The organism is Microbacterium bovistercoris, from assembly GCF_003387575.1.
GTDB lineage: Bacteria > Actinomycetota > Actinomycetes > Actinomycetales > Microbacteriaceae > Microbacterium > Microbacterium bovistercoris.
Window position 1 is genome coordinate 59126 of sequence record NZ_QUAB01000015.1, and the last position, 22148, is coordinate 81273.

The 22148-nt window shown below is 70.4% G+C and carries 24 protein-coding genes and 2 pseudogenes; 14 read left to right on the top strand and 12 right to left on the bottom strand.

All coding sequences use genetic code 11. From position 1 onward, the window contains the following. Positions 1 to 79: 79 nt before the first annotated feature. Both DY023_RS02980 and DY023_RS02985 read left to right on the top strand, forming a co-directional pair. Complete coding sequence (locus tag DY023_RS02980; protein WP_116240863.1) at positions 80 to 304, top strand: DUF3107 domain-containing protein; 225 nt, start codon at positions 80 to 82, stop codon at positions 302 to 304. Between the two features lies 1 nt (position 305). After that, positions 306 to 593 (top strand): hypothetical protein, encoded by a 288-nt coding sequence (locus DY023_RS02985; RefSeq protein WP_116240864.1) that lies wholly within the window; start codon positions 306 to 308, stop codon positions 591 to 593. A gap of 12 nt (positions 594 to 605) precedes the next feature. Here DY023_RS02985 and DY023_RS02990 read toward each other — a convergent pair whose 3' ends face one another. Further along, complete coding sequence (locus DY023_RS02990; RefSeq protein ID WP_116240865.1) at positions 606 to 1319, bottom strand: ferritin-like fold-containing protein; 714 nt, start codon at positions 1317 to 1319, stop codon at positions 606 to 608. 184 nt (positions 1320 to 1503) lie between these two features. On the opposite strand from DY023_RS02990, the gene DY023_RS02995 reads away from it, so the two are divergent. Continuing rightward, a complete protein-coding gene (locus DY023_RS02995) occupies positions 1504 to 3015 on the top strand; it encodes a DEAD/DEAH box helicase (RefSeq protein WP_116240866.1) in 1512 nt (503 codons plus the stop codon). A 67-nt stretch (positions 3016 to 3082) separates the two neighbouring features. Here the strand turns inward: DY023_RS02995 and DY023_RS03000 are convergent. Next, a pseudogene (locus tag DY023_RS03000) lies at positions 3083 to 3984 on the bottom strand (DUF817 domain-containing protein). Positions 3985 to 4234: 250 nt separating this feature from the next. Beyond that, positions 4235 to 5110 (bottom strand): PHP domain-containing protein, encoded by an 876-nt coding sequence (locus tag DY023_RS03005; protein WP_116240867.1) that lies wholly within the window; start codon positions 5108 to 5110, stop codon positions 4235 to 4237. 64 nt (positions 5111 to 5174) lie between these two features. Here DY023_RS03005 and DY023_RS03010 point away from each other — a divergent pair, with 64 nt between their 5' ends. The 6 genes from DY023_RS03010 to DY023_RS03035 all read left to right on the top strand — a co-directional run bounded on the left by DY023_RS03010 (position 5175) and on the right by DY023_RS03035 (position 11057). Next, positions 5175 to 6197 (top strand): endonuclease/exonuclease/phosphatase family protein, encoded by a 1023-nt coding sequence (locus DY023_RS03010; protein ID WP_116240868.1) that lies wholly within the window; start codon positions 5175 to 5177, stop codon positions 6195 to 6197. 36 nt (positions 6198 to 6233) lie between these two features. Then, positions 6234 to 7655 carry an aminopeptidase P family protein gene (locus DY023_RS03015; RefSeq protein ID WP_116240869.1) on the top strand — a complete coding sequence of 474 codons (1422 nt, stop codon included), beginning with the start codon at positions 6234 to 6236 and terminating at the stop codon, positions 7653 to 7655. Continuing rightward, on the top strand, positions 7652 to 7903 hold the full coding sequence (locus tag DY023_RS03020; protein ID WP_147303250.1) for a hypothetical protein: 252 nt from the start codon (positions 7652 to 7654) through the stop codon (positions 7901 to 7903). The genes DY023_RS03015 and DY023_RS03020 overlap by 4 nt, the downstream gene beginning before the upstream one ends. After that, positions 7900 to 8805: a phosphotransferase gene (locus DY023_RS03025; RefSeq protein WP_245958562.1), complete on the top strand. Its 906-nt coding sequence runs from the start codon at positions 7900 to 7902 to the stop codon at positions 8803 to 8805. Before DY023_RS03020 ends, DY023_RS03025 begins: the two co-directional genes overlap by 4 nt. Positions 8806 to 8906: 101 nt before the next feature. Then, positions 8907 to 9755 (top strand): alpha/beta fold hydrolase, encoded by an 849-nt coding sequence (locus DY023_RS03030; protein ID WP_245958563.1) that lies wholly within the window; start codon positions 8907 to 8909, stop codon positions 9753 to 9755. Positions 9756 to 9806: 51 nt separating this feature from the next. Continuing rightward, on the top strand, positions 9807 to 11057 hold the full coding sequence (locus tag DY023_RS03035; RefSeq protein WP_116240871.1) for an HNH endonuclease signature motif containing protein: 1251 nt from the start codon (positions 9807 to 9809) through the stop codon (positions 11055 to 11057). 34 nt (positions 11058 to 11091) lie between these two features. Here the strand turns inward: DY023_RS03035 and DY023_RS03040 are convergent, their stop codons facing one another. From DY023_RS03040 to DY023_RS03060, 5 genes are read right to left on the bottom strand one after another with little or no spacing between them, the layout of a single operon-like run. Continuing rightward, on the bottom strand, positions 11092 to 11673 hold the full coding sequence (locus tag DY023_RS03040; RefSeq protein ID WP_245958564.1) for an HAD-IA family hydrolase: 582 nt from the start codon (positions 11671 to 11673) through the stop codon (positions 11092 to 11094). Between the two features lie 8 nt (positions 11674 to 11681). Continuing rightward, on the bottom strand, positions 11682 to 12083 hold the full coding sequence (locus DY023_RS03045; RefSeq protein ID WP_116240873.1) for a VOC family protein: 402 nt from the start codon (positions 12081 to 12083) through the stop codon (positions 11682 to 11684). Further along, on the bottom strand, positions 12080 to 12820 hold the full coding sequence (locus tag DY023_RS03050) for a metallophosphoesterase family protein (protein ID WP_116240874.1): 741 nt from the start codon (positions 12818 to 12820) through the stop codon (positions 12080 to 12082). The genes DY023_RS03045 and DY023_RS03050 overlap by 4 nt, the downstream gene beginning before the upstream one ends. Before the next feature lie 12 nt (positions 12821 to 12832). Further along, entirely contained in the window at positions 12833 to 13480 is a 648-nt protein-coding gene (locus DY023_RS03055) for an alpha/beta hydrolase family protein (protein WP_116240875.1), read from the bottom strand. A 7-nt stretch (positions 13481 to 13487) separates the two neighbouring features. After that, positions 13488 to 14249, bottom strand: coding sequence for a YflT domain-containing protein (locus DY023_RS03060; RefSeq protein WP_245958565.1), 762 nt, complete (start codon positions 14247 to 14249; stop codon positions 13488 to 13490). Positions 14250 to 14340: 91 nt separating this feature from the next. Here DY023_RS03060 and DY023_RS03065 point away from each other — a divergent pair, with 91 nt between their 5' ends. From DY023_RS03065 to DY023_RS03075, 3 genes are read left to right on the top strand one after another with little or no spacing between them, the layout of a single operon-like run. Next, on the top strand, positions 14341 to 15603 hold the full coding sequence (locus DY023_RS03065) for a magnesium transporter MgtE N-terminal domain-containing protein (protein ID WP_116240876.1): 1263 nt from the start codon (positions 14341 to 14343) through the stop codon (positions 15601 to 15603). After that, the gene (locus DY023_RS03070) at positions 15603 to 16121 is read left to right on the top strand and encodes a DUF1003 domain-containing protein (RefSeq protein WP_116240877.1); all 519 of its coding nucleotides are present in this window, start codon (positions 15603 to 15605) and stop codon (positions 16119 to 16121) included. Before DY023_RS03065 ends, DY023_RS03070 begins: the two co-directional genes overlap by 1 nt. Beyond that, the gene (locus DY023_RS03075) at positions 16118 to 17224 is read left to right on the top strand and encodes an Mrp/NBP35 family ATP-binding protein (protein WP_116240878.1); all 1107 of its coding nucleotides are present in this window, start codon (positions 16118 to 16120) and stop codon (positions 17222 to 17224) included. Before DY023_RS03070 ends, DY023_RS03075 begins: the two co-directional genes overlap by 4 nt. 11 nt (positions 17225 to 17235) lie before the next feature. Here DY023_RS03075 and DY023_RS03080 read toward each other — a convergent pair whose 3' ends face one another. Next, positions 17236 to 17619, bottom strand: a complete 384-nt coding sequence (locus tag DY023_RS03080) for a twin-arginine translocase TatA/TatE family subunit (protein WP_116240879.1) — start codon at positions 17617 to 17619, stop codon at positions 17236 to 17238. An 87-nt stretch (positions 17620 to 17706) separates the two neighbouring features. Between DY023_RS03080 and DY023_RS03085 the strand changes: the two are divergent. Next, positions 17707 to 18243, top strand: a pseudogene (locus DY023_RS03085) (O-methyltransferase); the annotation flags it as partial. Positions 18244 to 18539: 296 nt separating this feature from the next. Here the strand turns inward: DY023_RS03085 and DY023_RS03090 are convergent. The 3 genes from DY023_RS03090 to dapE all read right to left on the bottom strand — a co-directional run bounded on the left by DY023_RS03090 (position 18540) and on the right by dapE (position 21071). Continuing rightward, entirely contained in the window at positions 18540 to 18716 is a 177-nt protein-coding gene (locus DY023_RS03090) for a DUF3117 domain-containing protein (protein ID WP_116240881.1), read from the bottom strand. An 82-nt stretch (positions 18717 to 18798) separates the two neighbouring features. Continuing rightward, positions 18799 to 20016, bottom strand: a complete 1218-nt coding sequence (locus DY023_RS03095; RefSeq protein WP_116240882.1) for a hypothetical protein — start codon at positions 20014 to 20016, stop codon at positions 18799 to 18801. Further along, on the bottom strand, positions 19998 to 21071 hold the full coding sequence (gene dapE, locus DY023_RS03100; RefSeq protein WP_116240883.1) for a succinyl-diaminopimelate desuccinylase: 1074 nt from the start codon (positions 21069 to 21071) through the stop codon (positions 19998 to 20000). Before dapE ends, DY023_RS03095 begins: the two co-directional genes overlap by 19 nt. 45 nt (positions 21072 to 21116) lie before the next feature. Between dapE and dapD the strand changes: the two genes are divergently transcribed. Continuing rightward, the gene (dapD, locus tag DY023_RS03105; RefSeq protein ID WP_116240884.1) at positions 21117 to 22070 is read left to right on the top strand and encodes a 2,3,4,5-tetrahydropyridine-2,6-dicarboxylate N-succinyltransferase; all 954 of its coding nucleotides are present in this window, start codon (positions 21117 to 21119) and stop codon (positions 22068 to 22070) included. Positions 22071 to 22148 lie beyond the last annotated feature (78 nt).

Here is a 22148-nt window from a genome sequence, read left to right on the forward strand (position 1 = left end):
AAACCGGCCCGGCCGCCGGGACCGGGGCCGAACGGTCACGGTAGAGTTGCCAGCACCCAAGCAAGTCAGAGGAGCACGCGTGGAAATCCGCATCGGCATCGTCAACACCGGCCGTGAACTGACCTTCGAGACCAGCACCGCGGCCGACGAGGTGCGCAGCACCATCTCCGCCGCACTCGAGCAGGGCACGACCCACTTCACCCTCACCGATGTGAAGGGCAACGACTACATCGTGCCGACCGCGAACCTCGCCTACATCGAGCTGGGCACCGAGGAGTCCCGCCGCGTCGGCTTCGTCGCCTGAGATGTACATCCTGCTCGCCCTGATCGCGTCCTGCGCGCTGGGCATCGGCCTGCACTTCCTGCTGCCGCACCGTCACCTGCGCGGTGTCGCCGTCGCCCCGGCCATCGCCACTGCGGCGTCCGGCGTGATCTACACGGCCATGCAGTGGGCGGGCGTCGCGGAGAGCAACGGCTGGTTGTGGCTGGCCAGCATCGGCGGCGGTCTGCTGATCGCGGCACTGGCGACCTACCTCCTGGCCGTCGTGCGGCACGCCTCCGACGAGAAGACGCAGCAGGCGATCGGGGTCTGAGCCCCGCGCCTTCTACGAGGCGAGCCCCATCGCATCCATCCGGCGCGCGTGCGCGCCCATCAGCTCGGTGTAGACCGGCTCGATGCGCTGCTCGTCCTGCGCGAGGCGCTCCGGGCGCAGCGCGCCGCGGCACACGAGAAGGGTGTCTCCGACGAGGCGGCGCCCCCACATCGACAGCAGCGAACGCCACTCCTCGTCGCTCTCGATGGTCTGCTGGATGATCGAGACGATCTCGCCGCCGGCGCCGTCCTCGCGGAGGATCTCGGCGACCCGCTCCCCCGTCTCGCCGTAGCTCGAGGCGAGCGCGAGGTAGAAGTCGTCCAGCATGCCCGCGGTCAGGTACACCGCGAGCAGCGTCTCCTCCTGGCGCGCGCCGATCGTCTTGCGGCGGAAGGCGTCGAGGTTCTCGCGGAACGGCAGCATCAGCTCGGTCGGGTCCTCGCCGCGCTCGGTGATGACCCGCACGATGCCGCGGTGCTTGTCCAGGGCCGCGCCGGCGGCGCGCGACAGCGCCTCCTTGCGCGCCAGTTCCGGCGTGGCACGGATGCCGCGGGTCAGGGTCTCGAAGTACCCGAGCTGCAGGTAGGCGGCCTGGCCGAGGAAGCGGTTCAGTTCGGGCGCGAGCTCGGCGAAGTCGACGCGCGTCGCGTCGCCCACGTCGCCTCGGCTGCGCACCGCGAGGGTGCGGCGGGGCTGGCGGCGCTTCTTCCAGAACCAGTTGACCACCCGCCCAGATTACCCGGGCCGCGGAGCCCTCCCCGGCATCCGCCGCCCTCTCCGGTAGGCTGGATACTGTCCTGCCGCTGGAGCAGGGCCCCGCGCCTGAGATCAGAGACGGCGTGGATCCGTTTACGAGGCGACTCCCGGGGTGCGACGACGCACAGCGCGATCGCCGGACAGGCAACATACTGTGACTTCCTTCGCCGACCTCGGCATCGACCAGGACATCGTCGACGCACTCGCCGCCAAGGGCATCGTCGACGCGTTCCCCATCCAGGAGCAGACCATCCCCCTCGGCCTCCCCGGCCAGGACATCATCGGCCAGGCGAAGACCGGCACCGGCAAGACCTTCGGGTTCGGCATTCCCGTGGTGCAGCGCCTCGGCGCGAATCCCGGCCCGGGTGTCAAGGCGCTCATCGTCGTGCCGACCCGCGAACTGGCCGTGCAGGTGTACGAGGACATGGACCTGCTGACCTCGAACCGGGGCACCAGCGTCGTCGCCATCTACGGCGGCAAGGCCTATGAGGGCCAGATCGAGCAGCTCAAGGCCGGCGCGCAGATCGTCGTCGGCACTCCCGGTCGCCTGATCGACCTCGCCGGCCAGCGCCTGCTCGACCTGTCGAACGCCGTCGAGGTCGTGCTCGACGAGGCCGACAAGATGCTCGACCTCGGCTTCCTCGCCGACATCGAGAAGATCTTCCAGAAGGTCCCCGCGACCCGGCACACGCAGCTGTTCTCGGCCACGATGCCCGGCCCGATCGTCGCCCTCGCGCGCCGGTTCATGACCAACCCGATCCACATCCGCGCGAACGACCCCGACGAGGGGCTCACGCAGAAGAACATCAAGCACCTCGTCTACCGGGCGCACGCACTCGACAAGGACGAGGTCATCGCCCGCATCCTGCAGGCCGAGGGCCGCGGCAAGACCGTGATCTTCACCCGCACGAAGCGCGCCGCACAGAAGCTGGTCGACGAGCTGAACGACCGCGGCTTCAACGCCGCGGCCGTGCACGGCGACATGGGCCAGGATCAGCGCGAGCGCTCCATGGCCGCGTTCAAGGCCGGCAAGAAGGACGTCATGGTCGCCACGGATGTCGCCGCGCGCGGCATCGACGTCGACGATGTCACGCACGTGATCAACCACACCATCCCCGACGAGGAGAAGACGTACCTGCACCGCGCCGGCCGCACCGGCCGCGCAGGCAAGACCGGCATCGCCGTGACGTTCGTCGACTGGGAGGACCTGCACAAGTGGGCCCTCATCAACCGCGCTCTCGAGTTCGGCCAGCCCGAGCCCGTCGAGACCTACTCGTCGAGCCCGCACCTGTACACCGACCTCGACATCCCCGAGGGCACCAAGGGCCGCCTGCGCACCGCTCCGAAGGCCGAGAAGCCCGCAGGCGAGCGCAAGCAGCGTCAGCCGCAGAAGGCCGCGGATGCTGCGGCGGAGGGCACCAGCGAAGGCACCACCAAGCGTCGTCGCCGGCGCCGCCGGGCGGCCGAGCCGGTCGGGTCGACCTTCGCCGAGGGCACGGAGACCGCGGCACCGGCCCCCGTCTCGACCGACAGCTCGAACCGCGACGCAGAGGGCGCCGGCACGCACGACGGCGACACCACTCGGGAGCACCACGACGGCAAGCCCGCTCCGCAGCGGCGCCGTCGCCGCCGCCGCTCCGGCGGCGCGGCACCCACCGGCGCCTGACGAGCGAATACGCGCTTCCTCTCGCTTCGCTCGCTCAGGATCCGGTACCTGAGCGCCCTTCGTCTCGCTACGCTCGCTCAGGATCCGCGACCTGGCGAGACGAAGGACGCTCGACGACCACGGATGCGGGCACCCGCGGCGGATAGACCAGGGTGACGAGCACCACCGAGATGATCATCAGCAGGAACCACGAGGTGAGCTTGCTCGGCGACACGAGCTCCCACCCGCCCGCCTGGTTCGGGTAGGACCAGGCGCCGGCCCAGGTGCCGATGTTCTCGGCCGCGTAGATGAACACCGCCACTCCGGCGAAGACCGCCAGGAGTGGCAGCCGCAGCGTGACCCGCCACGAGCGCGCGTACATCATCGTCGGGAACCACAGCACGACGACCGCGGCGATCAGCAGCCAGCGCAGGTCGATCCAGAAGTGGTGCGTGAAGAAGTTAGCGTAGATCGCCGCGGCGAGGACCACGGTGAGCAGGCGCCGCGGGTAGCGGGTGAACCCGAGATCGAACAGCCGGTGCACGCGCACCATGTACGACCCGACCGCCCCGTACATGAAGCCGCTGAACAGCGGAACCGCACCGATGTGCAGGAAGCCGCCGGCAGCGTACTCCACGACCCGACATCCGTCTTGAAGAGCTCCATGACGGTGCCGGTGATGTGGAAGATCACGATCACCCACAGCTCCCGCCCGGTCTCGAAGCGGAAGCCGATCATCACGACCTGGATCAGCACGGCGGCGATCGTCAGGGCGTCGTTGCGAGCCAGGAGCGCGTCATCCGGATACCAGAACCGTGCGGCGATGATGAGCACGAGCAGGGACGCGCCGAAGATGCACGCCCACGCCTGCTTGAGCAGGAACACCGCGAGCTCGATCAGTCCCGCGCGGGTGCCATGGCGGGGCGCTCCCTGCAGCACGCGCCTCGCGACGACGTCGATCCGGCGTTCGAGAGAGGTGCCCCGCTGCATGGCGGAAGGCTACCCACGACGGATGGAGGAATCCTGGGTCGCGTTCACCGATTCGTTCGCGCCACAGAAACGTGCACGCGCTACGCGAATGCGCGCCGCGCGAGCCGAGAAGTGCAGCGCCAGCATCCGACGCGGCAGAAGGATGCCGCGCGAGCAGCGATGTGCCGCGCGAGCAGCGATGTGCCGCGCGAGCAGCGATGTGCCGCGCGAGCAGAGACGTCCCACGCAGGGTTGCCGCAGGTCGCCCCGCTCAGCCGGGGTATCGCGGCGACGAGCCGGTTCCGCGCGCGACCAGGCGCGCCAGCATGTCGGCGCCGGTGCTGTTCTCGCCCGGGATGTTGGGCTTGCCCGCGCCGTGGTAATCGCTCGACCCGGTGACGATCAGTTCGTGCCGGGCGGCGATGTCGCGCAGCATCCGCTTGCCCTGCTCGGTGTTCTCCCGGTGCTCGATCTCGAAACCGGCCAGTCCGGCGTCGATGAGCCGCTCGATGAACGGCAGCGGCATCATGCGGTCGCGGCCGGCCGTGGCCGGATGGGCGATGATCGCCACTCCCCCGGCATCCGTGATCAGCCGGACCGCGGTCAGCGGGTCCGGCGCGTAGTGCGGCTCGTAGTACCCGGTGCGCGGATGCAGGATGCCGTCGAAGGCCTCTCCGCGGTCGATCACGATGCCGCGCGCGATCAGCGCGTCGGCGATGTGCGGGCGGCCGATGGTCGCATCGCCCGCGGTCTGCCCGATGACGTCCTCCCAGGTCAGGTCGTAGTCCCGGGAGATGTTGCGGACGATGCGCTCGGCGCGACCGATGCGGTCGTCACGGATACGGGTCGTCTCGGCGAGCAGGGCGGCATCCGCCGGATCGAACAGGTACCCCAGCACGTGCACGCTGCGCCATTCGTGCTTCGCCGACAGCTCCATCCCGGGGATGAAGGTCATGCCCAGGGCGACGGCCTCGTCGCCGGCCTCATCCCAGCCCGAGGTGCGGTCGTGATCGGTCAGCGCGACGGTGCGCAGCCCGTGCGCGTGCGCCTGACGAACCACCTCGGCCGGCGCCTGGGTGCCGTCGGAGTGATTCGAGTGCAGATGCAGGTCGCCAGGACCTGCGATCGGCGGGGCACCTGTGGTCATCCTCTGAGCGTACCCACCCGTCGCGGTCAGGGGCGTCACAGCGCGAACCCCTAGGCTCGAGGTGATGTTCCGACTTCTGGGTCTGCTGCTGACCGTGCTCTACGCGATCGCCGCGGCCGTCGTCGTGTGGCCGCAGTTCTTCCGGCTGGAGCAGACGTTCCCGGTCGCCCAGCTGGTGGCATCCCGCGGTGCCCTGCTGATAGCTTTCGCGGTGGTCGGCGTGCTCTCCCTGCTGCTGATGATCGCCCGCCCGCTGCGCGGCTTCGCGGCGTCTCTGCTGGTCGTGTCGATCATCGCCGGCGCCGCTGTCGGCGTGATCGGAGGCCTGCGCGGGCTCTCCGCGGGCTCTCTTCCGGAGAAGGCCGAAGACAGCGTGCGCGTCATGACCTGGAACACCCGGGGCGAGGCGGCATCCGCCGACACGATCGCGCGCACGGCGGTCGAGCAGAAGGCGGACATCGTCACACTGCCCGAGACAGCGGACGGCGTCGGTGAGCGCATCGCCGTGCTGATGCGCGAGAGCGGCCGGCCGATGTGGGTGCACAACGTCAACATCCGGCCCGATGTGCAGAACGGCCCGCAGGCGTGGCAGACGACCGTACTGATCTCCCCCGCGCTCGGCGACTACTCGGTGATCCAGTCGTCGACCGACGGCTCCAGTAACACGAAGTCCGTGCCGAGCGTCGTCGCGATGCCCGTCGACGGGCACGGCCCGACCGTGGTGGCCGTGCACGCCGTCGCGCCGCGTCAGGACGCCATGGACGAGTGGCGCACGGACCTGCAGTGGATCGCCGACCAGTGCCCGAAGGGCGACTTCATCCTCGCCGGCGACTTCAACGCCACGATCGACCACATGGCGCGGCTCGGCGTCGACGGCGGCGACATGGGTCGCTGCCAGGATGTCGCCACCCGCACCGGCACGGGGATGTGGGGCACCTGGCCGAGCAGCATCCCCGCGCTGCTCTCGGCCCCGATCGACCACATCATGGCGAGTGCGAACTGGACGCCGACGGGGTCGCTCGTGATCGACGACGCAGCGGGCTCCGACCACCGTGCCCTGGTGGCGCAGCTCGATCCCGCATCCTGAGTCCGCTCCCGCGGACCGCGGTGAGAGGATGGAGGTATGAGCACCCCCGCAGACGGCGACACGATCGCCGAGACCTCCGACGCCGTCGTCGTCGAGGAGAAGACCAACCGCCGCCAGCCGTTCCCGCAGGGCTTCCTGGACACGATCTCGACCGGCTGGGCCGAGCGCACCGAGTCGCTGCCCGCACCGCGCGCACAGGCGCCCTTCGCCGCAGCGCGGCGTGACGCCGTCTCGAAGGCGTTCCCCGGCAAGCGCCTCGTGGTGCCGGCCGGTTCGCTGAAGCAGCGCAGCAACGACACCGACTACCCGTTCCGCGCGCACTCCGCCTTCACCCACCTGACCGGATGGGCGGCCGACTCCGAGCCGGACTCGCTGCTGGTCTTCGAGCCGACGCCCGACGGCCACGACGTCACGCTGTACTTCCGCGAGCGCGCCGACCGCACGACTGCGGAGTTCTACTCGGATGCCACGATCGGCGAGTTCTGGATCGGCCCGCGTCCGTCGCTCGCCGGTGTCGCCGCCGACCTCGGCGTCGCGACCGCCCATCTGGACGACTTCGCCGAAGGATCCGACGACCTGGTCGTGGACGCCGACGAGGACCTCACCCGGTTCGTCTCCGAGCTGCGCCTGATCAAGGACGAGTACGAGATCGCCGAGATGAAGCACGCGGTCGCCGTCACGGCGGCCGGCTTCGACGACGTGATCCGGGACCTGCCCAGGGCGATCGCGCACCCCCGCGGCGAGCGCATCGTGGAGGGCGTCTTCCACCAGCGCGCCCGCAGCGACGGCAACTGGGAGGGGTACGACACGATCGCAGCATCCGGCCCGCACGCCTGCTACCTGCACTGGACGCGCAACGACGGCGCCGTCGTCCCCGGTGACCTGATCCTCATCGACGCGGGCGTCGAGGCCGACAGCCTGTACACCGCCGACATCACCCGCACCCTTCCCGTGTCGGGCACGTTCACCGAGGTTCAGCGCCGCGTCTACGAGACGGTGCGCGAGGCTGCGGATGCCGCATTCGCCGCCGCTCGCCCCGGCGTGAAGTTCCGCGCCGTGCACGAGGCCGCCATGAAGATCATCGCCGAGCGCACCGCCGAGTGGGGCGTGCTGCCGGTGAGCGCCGAGGAGGCACTGGATGCCGACAAGGGCGGCCAGCAGCGCCGCTACATGGTGCACGGCACGTCGCACCACCTCGGCATCGACGTGCACGACTGCGCACAGGCCCGCCGCGAGATGTACTACGACGGCGAACTGAAGGCCGGCATGGTGTTCACGATCGAGCCGGGGCTGTACTTCCAGATCGACGACGTCACGGTGCCCGAGGAGCTCCGCGGCATCGGCGTGCGCATCGAGGACGACATCCTGATGACCGAGGACGGCCCGGTGAACCTGTCGGCAGGCATCCCGCGCACGGCCGACGAGGTCGAGGCCTGGATCGCACGGGCGCAGGCATGATGGCCGGCCTGAGCGGCTGGCACATGCTGCTGATCATGCCCTTCGTCTGGGCGATCATCGCGGGCGTCGTCGGTCTGGTCGTCTACTTCGCCGTGCGCTTCGCCGTGCTGCACGCGCTGAAGGCGCACACGCGGTGGGTGGACGCGGGCAAGCCCGCGGGCGCGACAGCGGCTCCGTATCCGCCGGCCGGCCCGGCACAGGGTCCGGCCGCGCCGCCGCAGGCGCCGGGCGCTCCGCCGCAGGCGTGACCGACGAGCGGATGCACGACGGCCAGCTGGTCCTGGAGGACCCGCTGGCCGTCGCGCTGATCTCCGCCTCTGTGCCGGAGGCGGAGGGGATGCCGGTGCGCCGGCTCTCGTCGCCCGGGACCGTGAATGCGCTGTTCCGCATCGGCGACGGACTGGTCGCGCGCTTCCCCCTCATGTCGACCGATCTCGCTGCGGTGCGGGCCGAGGCCGAGAAGATGGCCGAGTTCTCCGACATCTCCCCTGTGCCCGCGCCCCGTCCGGTGCGCGTGGTGGATGCTTCGGTGGAGTACCCCTCGGCGTGGATGGTCACCTCGTGGGTCGAGGGCGAGACGGCGGAAGGGCTTTCGGATGCCCGGCATCCGCTGCTCGCCGGCGATCTCGCAGGCCTCATCGTCGCGCTGCGCACCGAGCCGCTGCGCGGGCGGACGTTCGACGGGGCCGGCCGAGGCGGCGGCCTCACCGACCACGACGGCTGGCTCCAGGAGTGCTTCGATCGCAGCGGACACCTGCTCGATGTGGACGCTGCGCGCACGCTGTGGGCGCAGCTCCGCGGCATCCCGCATCCGGGCACGGAGGTGATGTCGCATCGCGACCTGATTCCGCCGAACCTCGTCGTGTCGCGCGACGGACGGCTGGCCGGCGTGCTCGACACCGGCTCGTTCGGCCCCGTCGACCCCGCGCTCGACCTGGTCGTCGCGTGGCATCTGTTCGAAGCCGAGGATCGCGCTGCAGTGCGAGCCGGGGTCGGATCGGATGACGCGGAGTGGCGGCGCGGAGCCGCCTGGGCCCTGCAGCAGGCGATGGGGCTCGGCTGGTACTACGAGCGCTCCAACCCGGCGATGGCGCGGCTCGGTCTGCGCACGATGGGACGGCTGCTGGCGGCGGAGGAGTTGCGCGACTGACGAGCATGAGCCGGGCTGACGTGCGGCGCGTGAGATCCCGGGGAGGCGTGGGTGAGTCCGCTTCATCCTGACCGTAGCGAGCCCCCGATAGGCTCGGCATCGTGGCGCCCGTTGGAACCGATCGATTCGTGGAGACCGCGGACGGACGTCTGCTGCACACGATGCGCTCCGGTGAGGGCGACGACCTGGTCGTGCTCGAAGCCGGTCTCGGGATCAGCGGGCGGTACTGGGGGCCGGTGCAGGAGCGCATCGCGGGAGCGGCCCGAGTCGTCGCGTACGAGCGCGCCGGCTATGGCACCAGCACGCCCTGTACGCTCCACCGCGACCTCGCGGGTCTGACTGACGATCTCCGATCGGTCATCGAGTCCGAGCCGCACCGGCGGCTGGTGCTCGTAGGGCACAGTTGGGGAGGCCCGATCGTGCGGATGCTGGCGGCGCGGCTCTGCGCCGCCGGCGTACCTCCGGCCGGCGTCGTGCTCGTGGACCAGAGCGATGAGCACGCCGCCGACCTCTACGTCTCGCCGATGATGCGCTGGGCCTCCGCCGCCCAAGCTCGGCTGCTTCCCCCGCTCGCGCAGATGCGGATGCTCGCGCCGCTGATGCGTTCGACGCTCGCCGGACTGCCGGAGCCGTGGCGCGCCGCGACCGCAGTTGCCTCCTCCACGATCGCTGCTGCGCGCGCTGCGGCAGCCGAACTGAGACAGGTCGCGGGCGGCGTCGATCAGCTGCAGAACGCGTCGCCGGACCTGAGCGAGGTCCCCGTCACCGTCCTCTCGGGCGGACGCAGCACCTTCGCCGATCGGCGGATGCGTGCACGGCTCGTCGCTGCGCACGGCGCGACGGCTCGCGCGCTCGATGCGAGATTCGTCATCGCGAAGTACTCCGGCCACCTGATCCCGATCACCGAACCCGAACTGGTCGCCGCGGAGGCCGTCGCCCTCCTCCACTGAGCGACCTCATGCATATATACGAATGTCGGAGGCCCCGTTCATACTTGAGTTATGAACGGACTTTCGCAGATCAGTCCCGAGCAGCGGCAGGTGCTCGGTGAGATCGTGGAGTCCGTGCGCGACATCGAGACGACGATCTCAGAGCTGCAGGCTGCGCGTGACGGGCTGCTGGCGCTGGCATCCCGGTTCGCGCTGTCCGCGGCCGAGGAGAGCGTCGGGCTCGACAGCAGTGACCTGAGCCTGCGGACCGTGGCCGCCGAGCTCGGCGCGGTGCAGCACGTGTCCGACCGGACGGTGCAGCGACGGATGTCGGAGGCGCACTGGCTGGTCACCCGGTTCCCGCTCGTGTGGCAGGCGCAGGGCGCGGGGCGGATCAGCGCCGCGCACACCCGGGTGATCCTCGACGCCGCCGAGCACCTGGACGACCCCGACGACCGGGAACGGTACTGCGGCCGGGTACTGCCGTTCGCCGAGGCGGAGTCTCCGAACCGGCTGCGGCTGATCGCGGCGAGGATCGCCGAGCAGATCCAGCCCCGGTCGATCGAGGAACGCCACCAGGACGCGTGTGAGAAGCGGGGCGCATGGGTTGCGGACCAGCCTGACGGGATGTCGGACATGGTCATCCACGGGCCGTCCGCGCTGGTGCACGGCATGCACGACCGCGTCACGCAGATGGGCAAGGCGCTGCGGATGGCCGGTGACGAGCGGACGCTGGCGCAGTTGCGCTTCGATCTGCTGGCCGAAATGATCCTCACCGGCACCCCCACCGCACATGACGGCGACCTGCTGGACGAGGTCCGGGCGGAGGTCTCGGTGACCGTCCCGGTCACCACTCTGATGGGCCGACCCGACAGCCCGCCCGCCGAGCTCGACGGGGCCTGCCCGATCGATGCGGACACGGCGCGCGCCCTGGCCGGTGCTGCGACCGGGTGGGACCGGGTGCTCACGCATCCGATCACCGGTGGCCTGCTCGCGGTGGACCGATACCGGCCCTCGAAACGGATGCGCCGGCACCTGAGAGCACGGGACGGGCGATGCCGGTTCACCACCTGCGGGCACGCGGCGCGCGAATGCGACCTCGACCACACTGTCGACGCCGCGCTCGGCGGCACTACCGACGTGGAGAATCTCGGTGGCTTCTGCCGCAGACACCACGTGCTCAAACACCACTCGCCCTGGCACGTGAAACAGCTCGGCGCCGGAAAGCTGGGATGGACCAGCCCCACCGGCCGTACCTACGTCGATGAACCACCACCACAGAACACGGTCGTGTTCACCGAAGACAGGGCAGCGCCCTTCTAGCGCAGCGTTCGTCGAGCGCACGACGCACGTGCCATCACCTGACCGCGATGCCGCTCGCGCGCAGCGCCGTGCGCAGTCCGTCGAGGTGTTCGAAGTGATGCGCGAGCATGCCCGTCTCGATCGCTGCCGCGGTGTTCGTCGCGGAGTCGTCAGCGAAGAAGACATCCTCCGGGGCGCAGTCGAGTGCGTCCACGACGTGCGCGAACACGCGCTCATCCGGCTTCGCGTGCCCGATCTCGGCGGAGTTGAAGATCGGGTCGAAGGAGTCCGCCAGGCCGAGCGCGTCGATCTCGGCGGGGATGCCGTCGGTTCCGTTGGTCAGGATCGCCACGCGGATGCCGCGGCCGCGCAGCTCCGCGGCGAGCGCGAGCACGTCCTCGTCGAGGCGGGCGCGCTGCGCGCCCCACTCCTCGGCCGCCGCGGGACAGCCCAGCGAGGCGCCGATACCGGCGATCCACTCGTCGCGACGCAGCCGTCCGATCGTGAGCTCCTCGGCCGCCGTTCCTGCGAAAGCCGTCTCCATGAGCCTGCCGGGCTCGATCCCGTGCCGCCGTTCGATCTCCGCGGTGACCTCGGGATCGAAATGGCGGATCACCCCGTCAAGGTCGAAGAGCACCGTCGTGATCATCCGTCTGCCCTGCCCGCGACCACTTCGACCTTGAAACCGGCCGCGTTCTCCAGCCATCCGGCGTAATGGTCCGCGCCGCCGGCGTGAGGATAGCGTTCCGCGTACAGCGGCTGCCAGCCACGGGCCGGAGCATCTGCCATCAGGGCGTCCACGGCTTTCTGCGAACCGCCGTGGAATGCCACGTGATTCACCCCCGGGCGACGCCGATCGTGCTCACCGTCCGAGAGATTCGGCGAGGTGGTGAGCGTGAGATATGCGCCGCCGGCTGCCCAGGACACGCCCTCCGGCCACTCCTGCACGAGCTCGAACCCGAGCCGCTCCATCAACCAGGCCCAGGCGCCGAACTCGGCGGCATCCGCGACCCAGACCTCGACGTGATGGAACCCGACCCCGCTCACTGGAACCCCCGATACCGCGCGGTGCGCAGCTCGACCGCCCAGACGTCGCGCTCGGGCATCGCCATCTCCTCCGCGACCGCGATCTCGGCCTCGACGTCGTACGGCACCCGCACGAACTGGATGCTGAAGGGCGCGGCATCCTCCGCGTCGAGAGCGCCCTCGAGGATGACGTACGACGGCGTCGGCTCGTCCAGCGGATTGCCCACACTGCCGACGTTGAACAGGGTCCTGCCGCCCTCCGACTCGATGTACGCATCGTGGATGTCTGCGTAGCCGACGACATCGGGCGCCGGGCCGTCGCCGGTCATCTCGGTGTTCTCGAACATCGCCGAGAACTCCTCGCGGGTGTGGTGGAAGTGCACACGCACGTGGGGGCTCTCCGCCGAGGCGTGGAACAGCCGGATGCGCCGCCCGCTCATGAGCAGATCGTGGCTGAGCGGCAGCGCTCCCAACCACGCCAGGCTGTCGGCCGAAAGCTCGGAGTGCCACCAGCGCAGCGCCGCCCCCGCATCCGGCTGGTCCGGGACGAAGCGCAGGAAGTCGTCCCAGTTGCCGCGCACGTTCACCGCGCACGCCTCGCGGCAGCGCTGCACGGCCGCCTCGCCCCTCGGGCCCTTGCCCGCGGTGTCGCCGAGGTTGAAGATGCGATGGATCCCCCGCGCGTGAATGTCGTCGAGCACCGCCTCGAGCGCACTCAGATTGCCGTGCACGTCGGAGATGAGGGCGATGCGATCCACCCGTCCATCGTGTCACGCCACGGCGGTCAGGAACTCCACCACGACCGGTGCGATCGCCGCGCCGATCTCGGATGCCGGGCGCTTGCGCCCCTTCACCTCGAAGGAGTGCCCTCCCCCGTCCACCCACTCGATCCGGGCGTCCTGGCAGGACGCCACGGCCTCCTCCAGCTGCGACTGCGGCTGGACGAACGGGTCGTTCGTTCCCGAGAGGAACAGCTGCGGCGGCACGATCGCCGGCAGGTGCTCGACGCGCGGCTTCTCCGGCCTCCCGGGCGGATGCAGCGGATACCCCAGGTACACGAGCGCATCCACCTCGAGCCCTTCAGCGACCGCCATCGACGCCATGCGCCCGCCGTACGATCTGCCGGAGGCGAAGATCCGGGCATCCTGCGCCTGCGCGCGCACCCACGCCACGACGCCGCGCCACGTCGTGATCGACTGCGCGGCCGGTCCCGGCATGCGGCGCCCGGCATCCACATACGGGAAGTTGAAGCGCAGGGTCGAGAACCCCTCGGCGCGCAGCGCCTCGGCGAAGCCCACCAGGAACGGATGCTCCATACCGGTGCCCGCGCCGTGCGCGATCACCACGACGTCGCCGCCGTCCACCGGTTCCCAGATCGCGGACACGGAACCGGCCGGCAACTCCACGGGGATCTTCATGCGTCGCTCAGGACCCCTGGCGGGGCTCCTCCGACGGTCCCGAGGCCCCCGGGTCCGCAACATCCGTCTCGGACTGCTCCTCCTGCGCGGCATCCGCCGGAGACGACTCGGGAGCGGCATCCACGCGTTCGCCGTAGGCCGGCGGTGCCGGCGTGGGCGGGAGCGGCGGTGCGGCGGGCCGCGGAGGAATCGCCACCTCCGGGCCGCCCGCAGCGGCCTGCTGGTCGGCGGCATCCGGATCGATGCGCTCGCCGTACTTCGGCGGTTCGTCGAGGTTCACGGCGGGGCGGACCGGCTCGGGGCGCGTCGCCGCGCCGACGACCTGACGGGCCTTCGCGAGCGAGGCGGGCTGCACGCGCACCTCGTAATGATCCGCCGCGAGCTGCGTCACGCTCGCGAAGTCGCGGCGCCGCCGCACGATGGTGAACGTGATCAGGCTCATGATCATGCCGAGCGCCACGCCGATGAAGATGAAGCCGAGGAACAGAGTGATCGGCGCATCCGGGTTGCCGAACAGCATGATCGCGGAGAGGAAGAGTCCGATGAGCACGCCGTTGATCGCTCCCGACCGCGCCGCCATGGCGTACCCGAGCCGGCCGGTCACTCGCTCGATCGTGCGCACCCCCATGCCGACGATCGCGATGTCGCGCGCGGGCACCTCACCGGCGATCAGCTTCGAGACCGTCTTCTGGGCGCTCTCGTAATCGGGCACCGACGACACCAACTCGCCCACGTCGGCGCCGTTCGACGGTCGGTTCAGCATGCTCATGCGGCCATTGTTCCACGTCGTGTTCTGCGGCACCCGAGCGCAGCGGGTGCTTCCGCTGAGGGCGCAACCGCCCGCGCACTACTCTGGATCCGTGAGCACACAACGGGTATTCGTCGCGCGCCTGGCCGGCTGCGCCGTCTTCGACCCCGTGGGCGACCGGCTCGGCAAGGTCCGGGATGTCGTCATCGTGTACCGAAGTTCGGCCGCGCCCCGCGTGATCGGCCTGGTCGTGGAGATCCCCGGCCGCCGTCAGGTGTTCCTGTCCATCGGCCGAGTCACCTCGATCCGCGCCGGCCAGGTCATCTCGACAGGGCTCATCAACGTGCGCCGGTTCCAGCCGCGCCCCGGCGAGGTGCGCGTACTCGCCGAGTACCTCGGCAGGCAGGTCGCGTTCGCCGACGGCAGCGGAACAGCCGTGGTCGAGGACGTCGCGATCGAGCAGGACCGGCATGGCGAGTGGGCCATCGCCCAGCTGTTCCTGCGCAAGCCGAAGACGAGCGCCTCGCCGTTCGCCAAGGGGCCGACCACCTTCGCCGCGTGGAACGAGGTCGCCGAGCAGCGCACGCCCGGAGCGGCGCAGTCCGCCGAGCAGCTGGTGGCCAGCTACTCGGAGCTGCACGCCGCAGACCTCGCGACGACCCTCCTCGACCTGCCGGAGCAGCGCATGATCGAGGTGGCCGAGGAGCTGCCCGACGAGCGTCTGGCGGATGCTCTGGAGGAGATGCCCGAGGACGACCAGGTCGGCATCCTCGATCGCCTCGGCGACGAGCGCGCAGCGGACGTGCTCGACGAGATGGAACCCGACGACGCCGCCGACCTGCTCGCGCAGCTCCCCCCGGAGCGCCTCGAGCAACTGCTCGCCCTCATGGAGCCGGAGGAGGCCGAGGACGTGCGGATGCTGCTGCGCTACGGCCCCGACACTGCCGGCGGCCTGATGACCCCGGAGCCGATCATCCTCTCCGCTGACGCGACCGTCGCCGAGGCACTAGCGCTGATCCGGCGGCACGAGCTGCATCCGGCCCTCGCGGCCGCGGTGTTCGTCACGCTGCCGCCCTACGAGACCCCGACCGGTCGCCTGCTGGGCCTGGTGCACTTCCAGCGGATGCTGCGCTACCCGCCGCACGAGCGCCTCGGCGCGATCGTCGACGACAGCCTCGAACCGGTGCCCGCCACGGCATCCGCCGCCGAAGTCGCGCGCATGCTCGCGAGCTACGACCTCGTGTCTCTGCCCGTCGTCGACACCGCGCACCGCCTCGTCGGCGCCGTGAGCGTCGACGACGTGCTCGACTATCTGCTGCCCGACGACTGGCGCACCCATGACGCCGACGAGACCGCGACCGGAGGTGCACGATGATGGCCCGCGCACCCCGCCTCGACAAGCCGCTGGACCGCGGCGTCGCCGCACGCCCCTCCGCCTCCTCGCGCGACCGGTTCGGCCGGTTCACGGAGTGGGTCGCCCGGGCGATGGGCACCCCGACCTTCCTACTGATCCTGACCCTGTTCTGCGCGGCGTGGATCGCGTGGAACACGATGATGCCCGAGAACCTGCGCTTCGACGACGCGGCCCTCGGCTTCACGGCGCTGACCCTCATGCTGTCGCTGCAGGCCTCCTACGCCGCCCCGCTCATCCTGCTCGCCCAGAACCGCCAGGACGACCGCGACCGGGTGCAGATCGAGCAGGACCGCCAGCGCGCCGAGCGCAACATGGCCGACACCGAGTACCTCGCCCGGGAGGTCGTGGCGCTGCGCATCGCGCTCGAGGAGCGCAGCGCGCAGACCGTGACCCGGGACGTGCTCCGGCAGGAGCTGAAGCTGCTGCTCGCCGAGCTCGAGGCCCCGCATGGCGACAGCGATCAGGAGCACACGAAGTGACCTCGGCTGACAGCGTCCGGCAGGCCGTATCGGCGGTGACCGACCCTGAGCTGCGCCGTCCGATCGGTGATCTGGACATGGTGCGCGGTGTCTCCGTCGAGGGTACGACCGCGCAGGTCGCGATCGTGCTCACCATCGTCGGATGCCCCGCCGCGCAGCGCATCGAGCAGGATGTGCGCGATGCCGCGGCGTCCGTGGCCGGCATCGACGACGTGCAGGTCGACGTCGGCGTGATGACGCCGGAGGAGCGCCGTGCGCTCACCGAGAAGCTGCGCGACGGACGGCCCGCCCGCCAGATGCCGTTCGGCCCCGATTCGCTGACCCGGGTCATCCTCGTCTCCAGCGGCAAGGGCGGGGTGGGCAAGTCCACTGTGACCGCGAACCTCGCCGTGGCACTCGCCGCACGCGGTCTGCGTGTCGGACTCATCGACGCCGACGTGCACGGGTTCTCGATCCCCGGGCTGCTGGGCATCGAGCCGGGCACCCAGCCCACCCGCATCGACGACCTCATGCTGCCGCCGGTGGCGCACGATGTGAAGACGATCTCGATCGGCATGTTCCTGCGCGACGGCGAGCAGGTGGTCGCCTGGCGGGGGCCGATGCTGCACCGCACCGTGCAGCAGTTCCTCACCGACGTGTTCTTCGGCGACCTCGACGTGCTGCTGGTCGACATGCCGCCGGGCACCGGCGACATCGCCATCTCGATCGGGCAGATCCTGCCGCACGCCGAGGTGCTCGTCGTGACCACCCCTCAGCCGGCCGCGGCCGACGTCGCGATCCGCAGCGGGCTGGTGGCCCGTCGCACGGGTCAGAAGGTCATCGGCGTGGTCGAGAACATGGCCGCGCTCGCCCTGCCCGACGGCACGACGCTCGATCTGTTCGGGTCGGGTGGCGGTGCGGAGGTCGCCGCGGCGCTCGAGGTGCCGCTGCTCGCATCGATCCCGCTCAGTCCGGCCTTGCGCGTCGGAGGCGATGCCGGGATGCCGGTGGTGCTGGCGGAGCCCCAGGATTCCGCAGCTCAGGCGATCACGGCACTGGCCGACGCGGTCGCCGGGCAGGGCCGGGGCCTGGCGGGCCGGTCACTGCCCTTCGCGCCGCGCTGACGCGCTCAGGCTCAGGTGGCCTCGTTGTCGAAGGGCGGCGGGGTCTTGCTGTCGAAGCTGGGGCGGGTGAGCACCGGCGCGGCCGTGGTCGCGGCGGCGGTCGAGACGGCGGCCGCCGCGGCAGGAGCAGCGGGGGTCGGCTCTTCGAGCAGCGCCTCGCGGATGATGCGGCGCGGGTCGTACTGTCGCGGGTCGAGCTTGCGCCAGTCGATGTCGTCGATCTCCGGGCCCATCTCGTCGCGCATCCGGCCCTTGGTGTCGCGGATGTACTCGCCGGCCCGCCGCACGAACTTGGCGAACTTCTCGGCGAGCGCGGGAAGGCGCTCCGGTCCGACGATGAGCACAGCGACCACGCCGATCAGCAGCAGCTTCTCGAAGGTGAGCCCGAAATCCATCTCCCCAGGCTACCCGCCGCGCCTGACCTTTCGATCCCGAATCGACGCATATTCTTGGGGAATCCCCCGCCCCCTCTGGAGACCGTCATGAGCGACAACGATGCGAACGCCCGATTCGTCCGCGAGACCGTCGTCGAACCCGCCCCCATCGCCCGGGCCCGTGCGCACGCGATCGAACTCGGCGCCGCGCCGCTGAGCCCGGTCATCGGCGCCCAGTGCGCCGTGCTCGCGGCATCCGTCGCGGCGAAGTCGATCATCGAGGTCGGCACCGGTGCCGGCGTCTCGGGCCTGTGGCTGCTGCGCGGCGCCCCGCAGGCCGTGCTGACCACGATCGACAACGAGCCCGAGCACCTCGGCGCCGCACGGCAGTCCTTCGCCGACGCGAAGATCCCCGCTGCCAGGGCCCGCTTCATCACCGGTCGCGCCGCCGACGTGCTGCCCCGCATGAACGAGGGGTCTTACGACATCGTGCTCATCGACGCCGACCCCGAGAGCGTCATCGAGTACGTCGAGCACGGCCTGCGCCTGGTGCGCCCGGGCGGTCTCGTGCTCGTGCCCCGCGTGCTCGCCGGCGGCAGAGCGGCCGACCCCGTGCAGCGTGATGCCGTGACGAGCGCGTNCCGCCGCCCCCGAGAGCGTCATCGAGTACGTCGAGCACGGCCTGCGCCTGGTGCGCCCGGGCGGTCTCGTGCTCGTGCCCCGCGTGCTCGCCGGCGGCAGAGCGGCCGACCCCGTGCAGCGTGATGCCGTGACGAGCGCGTACCGCTCCCTGCTGCAGGAGACGCAGGAGTCGGCGGCGGTTCTCGCCGCGATCAACTCCGCAGGAGAGGGACTGCTGCAGCTGTCCCGCGTCTCCGAGTAACGCGAAGACGCAGAAGCGGGGCGACGGATCACTCCGTCGCCCCGCTTCACGTGTCAGGTCAGGCTGCGGCGCTCACGACGGCGCCGAGCACGTCGTGGAGCTCCTTCGCTTCAGCGTCGTTGACGGAGACGACGAGTCGTCCCCCGCCCTCGAGCGGAACCCGCACGATGATGAGGCGGCCCTCCTTCACGGCCTCCATCGGCCCGTCGCCTGTCCTCGGCTTCATCGCTGCCATCGTGGCTTCCTTTCCTCGGTGGTATACGACAAGTCTATAGATCACTCTCAGGATGCGACGCGCGCCCGTGCACAGGGCGACATCAGGGCACCTGCCAGTAGGTCTGGCCGAGTCCGTACATGAAGTGGATCCACGCCCACTGTGCCAGCAGGCACAGCCCGAGCACGGTCAGCCGGTACCAGCGCGAGCGCGGCACCGCGACCGCACCCCACAGCGGAGTGAGCGGCATGAGCAGGCGGAAGGTGCTGGACTGCGGGAAGAACACCGCGAGCAGGTAGAGCAGGTAGCTGGCGCTCCACAGGCGCAGATCGACGCCGATGGCCCGCACCGCACGCGCACGCAGCAGTGCGTACGCCGCACCGACCACGAGCAGCACCAGCGCGATCAGTCCCACCCAGCCCGGCATCCCCCACTGTGCGAACCAGAACTGCGCGGCCTGCACGAAGCCGTCGAACGGCAGGAACGACTCCGTGCCCATGCCCCAGTTGCGCCGCCAGGCGAGCTCGGTGGCGAGGTAGGCGTTCGGCTCGCCCGTCGCGATCGCCGCGAGCCCCTGCCAGGAGAATCCGACGGCCGTCGCCAGCGCTCCGAGCGCCACGATGTGCACGACCTCCCGCGCCGGAAGCGGGTCCTGCCGACGACGCAGCCAGCGCATGATCCCGATCAACCCGAGATAGAGGGCGAACGCGAGGATGCCCGGCCGGGTGAACCCCATCACCGGGATCAGCAGGTACAGCCAGCCGTAGCGCCGCCTCGCCACCAGATCGAGCGACACGAGCAGCAGCAGCACGAACAGCGACTCGGCGTACCCGACCTGGAACATGGCCGCGAGCGGGCCCGAGGCGAAGAACACGACCGCCCACATCGCGGCGGAGCCGCCGATCCGGTCCCGCAGCAGGCGGTGCAGGGCGAGACAGGCGAGGTAGCCGGCCACCAGCGCGATCGCGAGCGCGCCGGCACCCCAGGAGCCGAATGCCAGGCCGAGCACCTTCGCGGCATATGCGAACACGGGCATGAACGCCCAGCCGTTCTCCGCGACATCGCCGGACTCGGTGATCGGCAGTTCCGTCGGATAGCCGTTCTCCGCGACGTACCAGTACCACTGCGCGTCCCAGCCGAGCACGAAGTCGTCGATTCCCGGGCTCGCGCCGAACCGCGACAGCGAGGTCGACTCCCCCGCCGCCGCCATCAGGAAGAGCGTGGTGACCACACGCGCCGCGACGTAGACGACGGCGATGCGCAGCGCGACCGGCAGGCTCACCCACCGGCGGATCGCCGGGGTCAGGACGCCGTCAGCCACGCGCGCAGTCCGCGCTCGACGGCGTCGATCTGCGCGACAGGGACCCGCTCCTCGTCATGATGCGCGAGATGCGGGTCGCCGGGGCCGTAGTTCACCGCGGGGACGCCGAGCGCCGAGAAGCGAGCCACGTCCGTCCAGCCGTACTTCGGCCGAGCCTCGCCGTCGACGGCGGCGAGGAAGTCCCTGGCGATCGGCGCGTCCAGTCCGGGACGCGCACCGTCCGAGGCATCCGTCACCTCGACCTCGAAACCGGCGAACACGCTGCGCACGTGCGCTTCGGCCTCGGCGACGTCCTTGCTCGGTGCGAAGCGGTAGTTCACCTCGACCTCGCACAGATCGGGGATCACGTTGCCAGCGACGCCGCCGCTGATCTTCACGGCGTTCAGGCCCTCGCGGTAGACCAGCCCCTCCACCGGCACCTCGCGAGCGCGGTACTCGGCGAGCCTCGCGAGGACCGGCGCCGCACCATGGATCGCGTTCTCCCCGATCCAGGAACGGGCGCTGTGCGCGCGCACACCGTGGGTGCGCACGACGACGCGCAGCGTGCCGTTGCATCCGCCCTCGACCTCGCCGTTCGAAGGCTCTCCGAGGATTGCGAAGTCGGCCTGGAACAGATCGGGGCGCACAGCCGCGAGCAGTCCGAGGCCGTTCTTCGTCGCCTCGACCTCTTCGTTGTCGTACCACATCCACGTGATGTCGGCCGTGGGCTCGGTGAGCTCCACCGCGAGCTTCAGCTGCACCGCCACGCCGGCTTTCATGTCGACGGTGCCCCGCCCCCACAGGTAGGCCTCGCCGTCGATCTCCATGTCACGGGTGGGCAGGTTGTCATTGATCGGGACGGTGTCGATGTGCCCCGCGATGACCACGCGCTGCTCGCGGCCGAGGTCTGTGCGGGCGACGATCGTGTTCCCGTGCCGGATCACCTCGAGGTGTGCGCATCTGCGCACAACCTCCTCGATCGCGTCGGCGAGCGCGGCCTCGTCACCCGAGACGCTGTGGAAATCGCAGATCGCACGGGTGAGTTCGACGGAGGAAACGGACGGATCGAGCGCCATGACTCACAGCTTAGTTCGGCCATTCGGATGCTCTACCGTTGAAGCATGAGCACTGAGCGCACTGTCTGGGGCATCGGCCTGTCGACCATCGCCGCGGACGGCACCGTTCTGGACGCCTGGTACCCCGAGCTCGGCTTCGGCGAGCCGGATGCCGGTGACGCGGCCACGGCCGCCGACACCTGGGGCGCCCTCGCCGACATCGACGAGCGCCGCGCCGTGCGGACCGAGCTCGTGCAGACCTCTGTCGACCTCGACGCCGCTGTCGCATCGACCGCGGATGCCTACCTGCGTCTCCAGGCGCTGTCGCGCCTTCTGGTCCGCCCGAACGAGCTGAACCTGGACGGGATCTTCGGCCACCTGCCGAACAACGCGTGGACCTCGGCCGGCCCGATGCTGCCCGCCGAGGCCGAGCGCCTCCGCCCGCTGCTGCAGAGCCACGGCCTCCAGGTGCAGGGCCTGGACAAGTTCCCCCGCCTCACCGACTACGTGCTGCCGGAGGGCGTGCGCATCGCCGACGCCTCCCGGGTGCGACTGGGCGCACACCTCTCCCCCGGCACGACCGTCATGCACGAGGGCTTCGTGAACTTCAACGCCGGGACGCTCGGCCCCGTGATGGTCGAGGGACGCATCTCGCAGGGCGTGGTCGTCGGCGCGAACAGCGACATCGGCGCCGGCGCCTCGATCATGGGCACGCTGTCCGGCGGCGGCACCGTGCGCGTCTCCATCGGCGAGCGCTCGCTGCTCGGCGCCAATGCGGGCATCGGCATCGCCCTCGGCGACGACTGCATCGTCGAGGCAGGGCTGTACGTCACCGCCGGTTCGAAGGTGGTCCTCGCCGACGGGCCGAACACCGCCGACGGCGGCAAGCCGACGGTCAAGGCCGCGGAACTCTCCGGCCGCAACGGCATCCTGTTCTGGCGCAACTCTGTGACCGGCGCGATCGAGGCCAAGCAGCGCGCCGGCGTCGGCGTGACTCTGAACGAGGCACTGCACGCCTGAGCCGGCGTCCGTGCTGCACTTCTGTGTTCGCGCGGCACTTCGGCGTTCACGCTACGCGGATCTGCGGCGCATGAGCGA

Bases quoted from the DNA above. Each gene is read 5' to 3' on its own strand.
- DY023_RS02985 (WP_116240864.1), top strand. From the start codon at position 306: ATGTACATCCTGCTCGCCCTGATCGCGTCCTGCGCGCTGGGCATCGGC.
- DY023_RS03005 (WP_116240867.1), bottom strand. From the start codon at position 5,110: ATGACCACAGGTGCCCCGCCGATCGCAGGTCCTGGCGACCTGCATCTG.
- DY023_RS03010 (WP_116240868.1), top strand. From the start codon at position 5,175: ATGTTCCGACTTCTGGGTCTGCTGCTGACCGTGCTCTACGCGATCGCC.
- DY023_RS03015 (WP_116240869.1), top strand. From the start codon at position 6,234: ATGAGCACCCCCGCAGACGGCGACACGATCGCCGAGACCTCCGACGCC.
- DY023_RS03020 (WP_147303250.1), top strand. From the start codon at position 7,652: ATGATGGCCGGCCTGAGCGGCTGGCACATGCTGCTGATCATGCCCTTC.
- DY023_RS03035 (WP_116240871.1), top strand. From the start codon at position 9,807: ATGAACGGACTTTCGCAGATCAGTCCCGAGCAGCGGCAGGTGCTCGGT.
- DY023_RS03055 (WP_116240875.1), bottom strand. From the start codon at position 13,480: ATGAAGATCCCCGTGGAGTTGCCGGCCGGTTCCGTGTCCGCGATCTGG.
- DY023_RS03060 (WP_245958565.1), bottom strand. From the start codon at position 14,249: ATGAGCATGCTGAACCGACCGTCGAACGGCGCCGACGTGGGCGAGTTG.
- DY023_RS03070 (WP_116240877.1), top strand. From the start codon at position 15,603: ATGGCCCGCGCACCCCGCCTCGACAAGCCGCTGGACCGCGGCGTCGCC.
- DY023_RS03080 (WP_116240879.1), bottom strand. From the start codon at position 17,619: ATGGATTTCGGGCTCACCTTCGAGAAGCTGCTGCTGATCGGCGTGGTC.
- DY023_RS03090 (WP_116240881.1), bottom strand. From the start codon at position 18,716: ATGGCAGCGATGAAGCCGAGGACAGGCGACGGGCCGATGGAGGCCGTG.
- dapE (WP_116240883.1), bottom strand. From the start codon at position 21,071: ATGGCGCTCGATCCGTCCGTTTCCTCCGTCGAACTCACCCGTGCGATC.
- dapD (WP_116240884.1), top strand. From the start codon at position 21,117: ATGAGCACTGAGCGCACTGTCTGGGGCATCGGCCTGTCGACCATCGCC.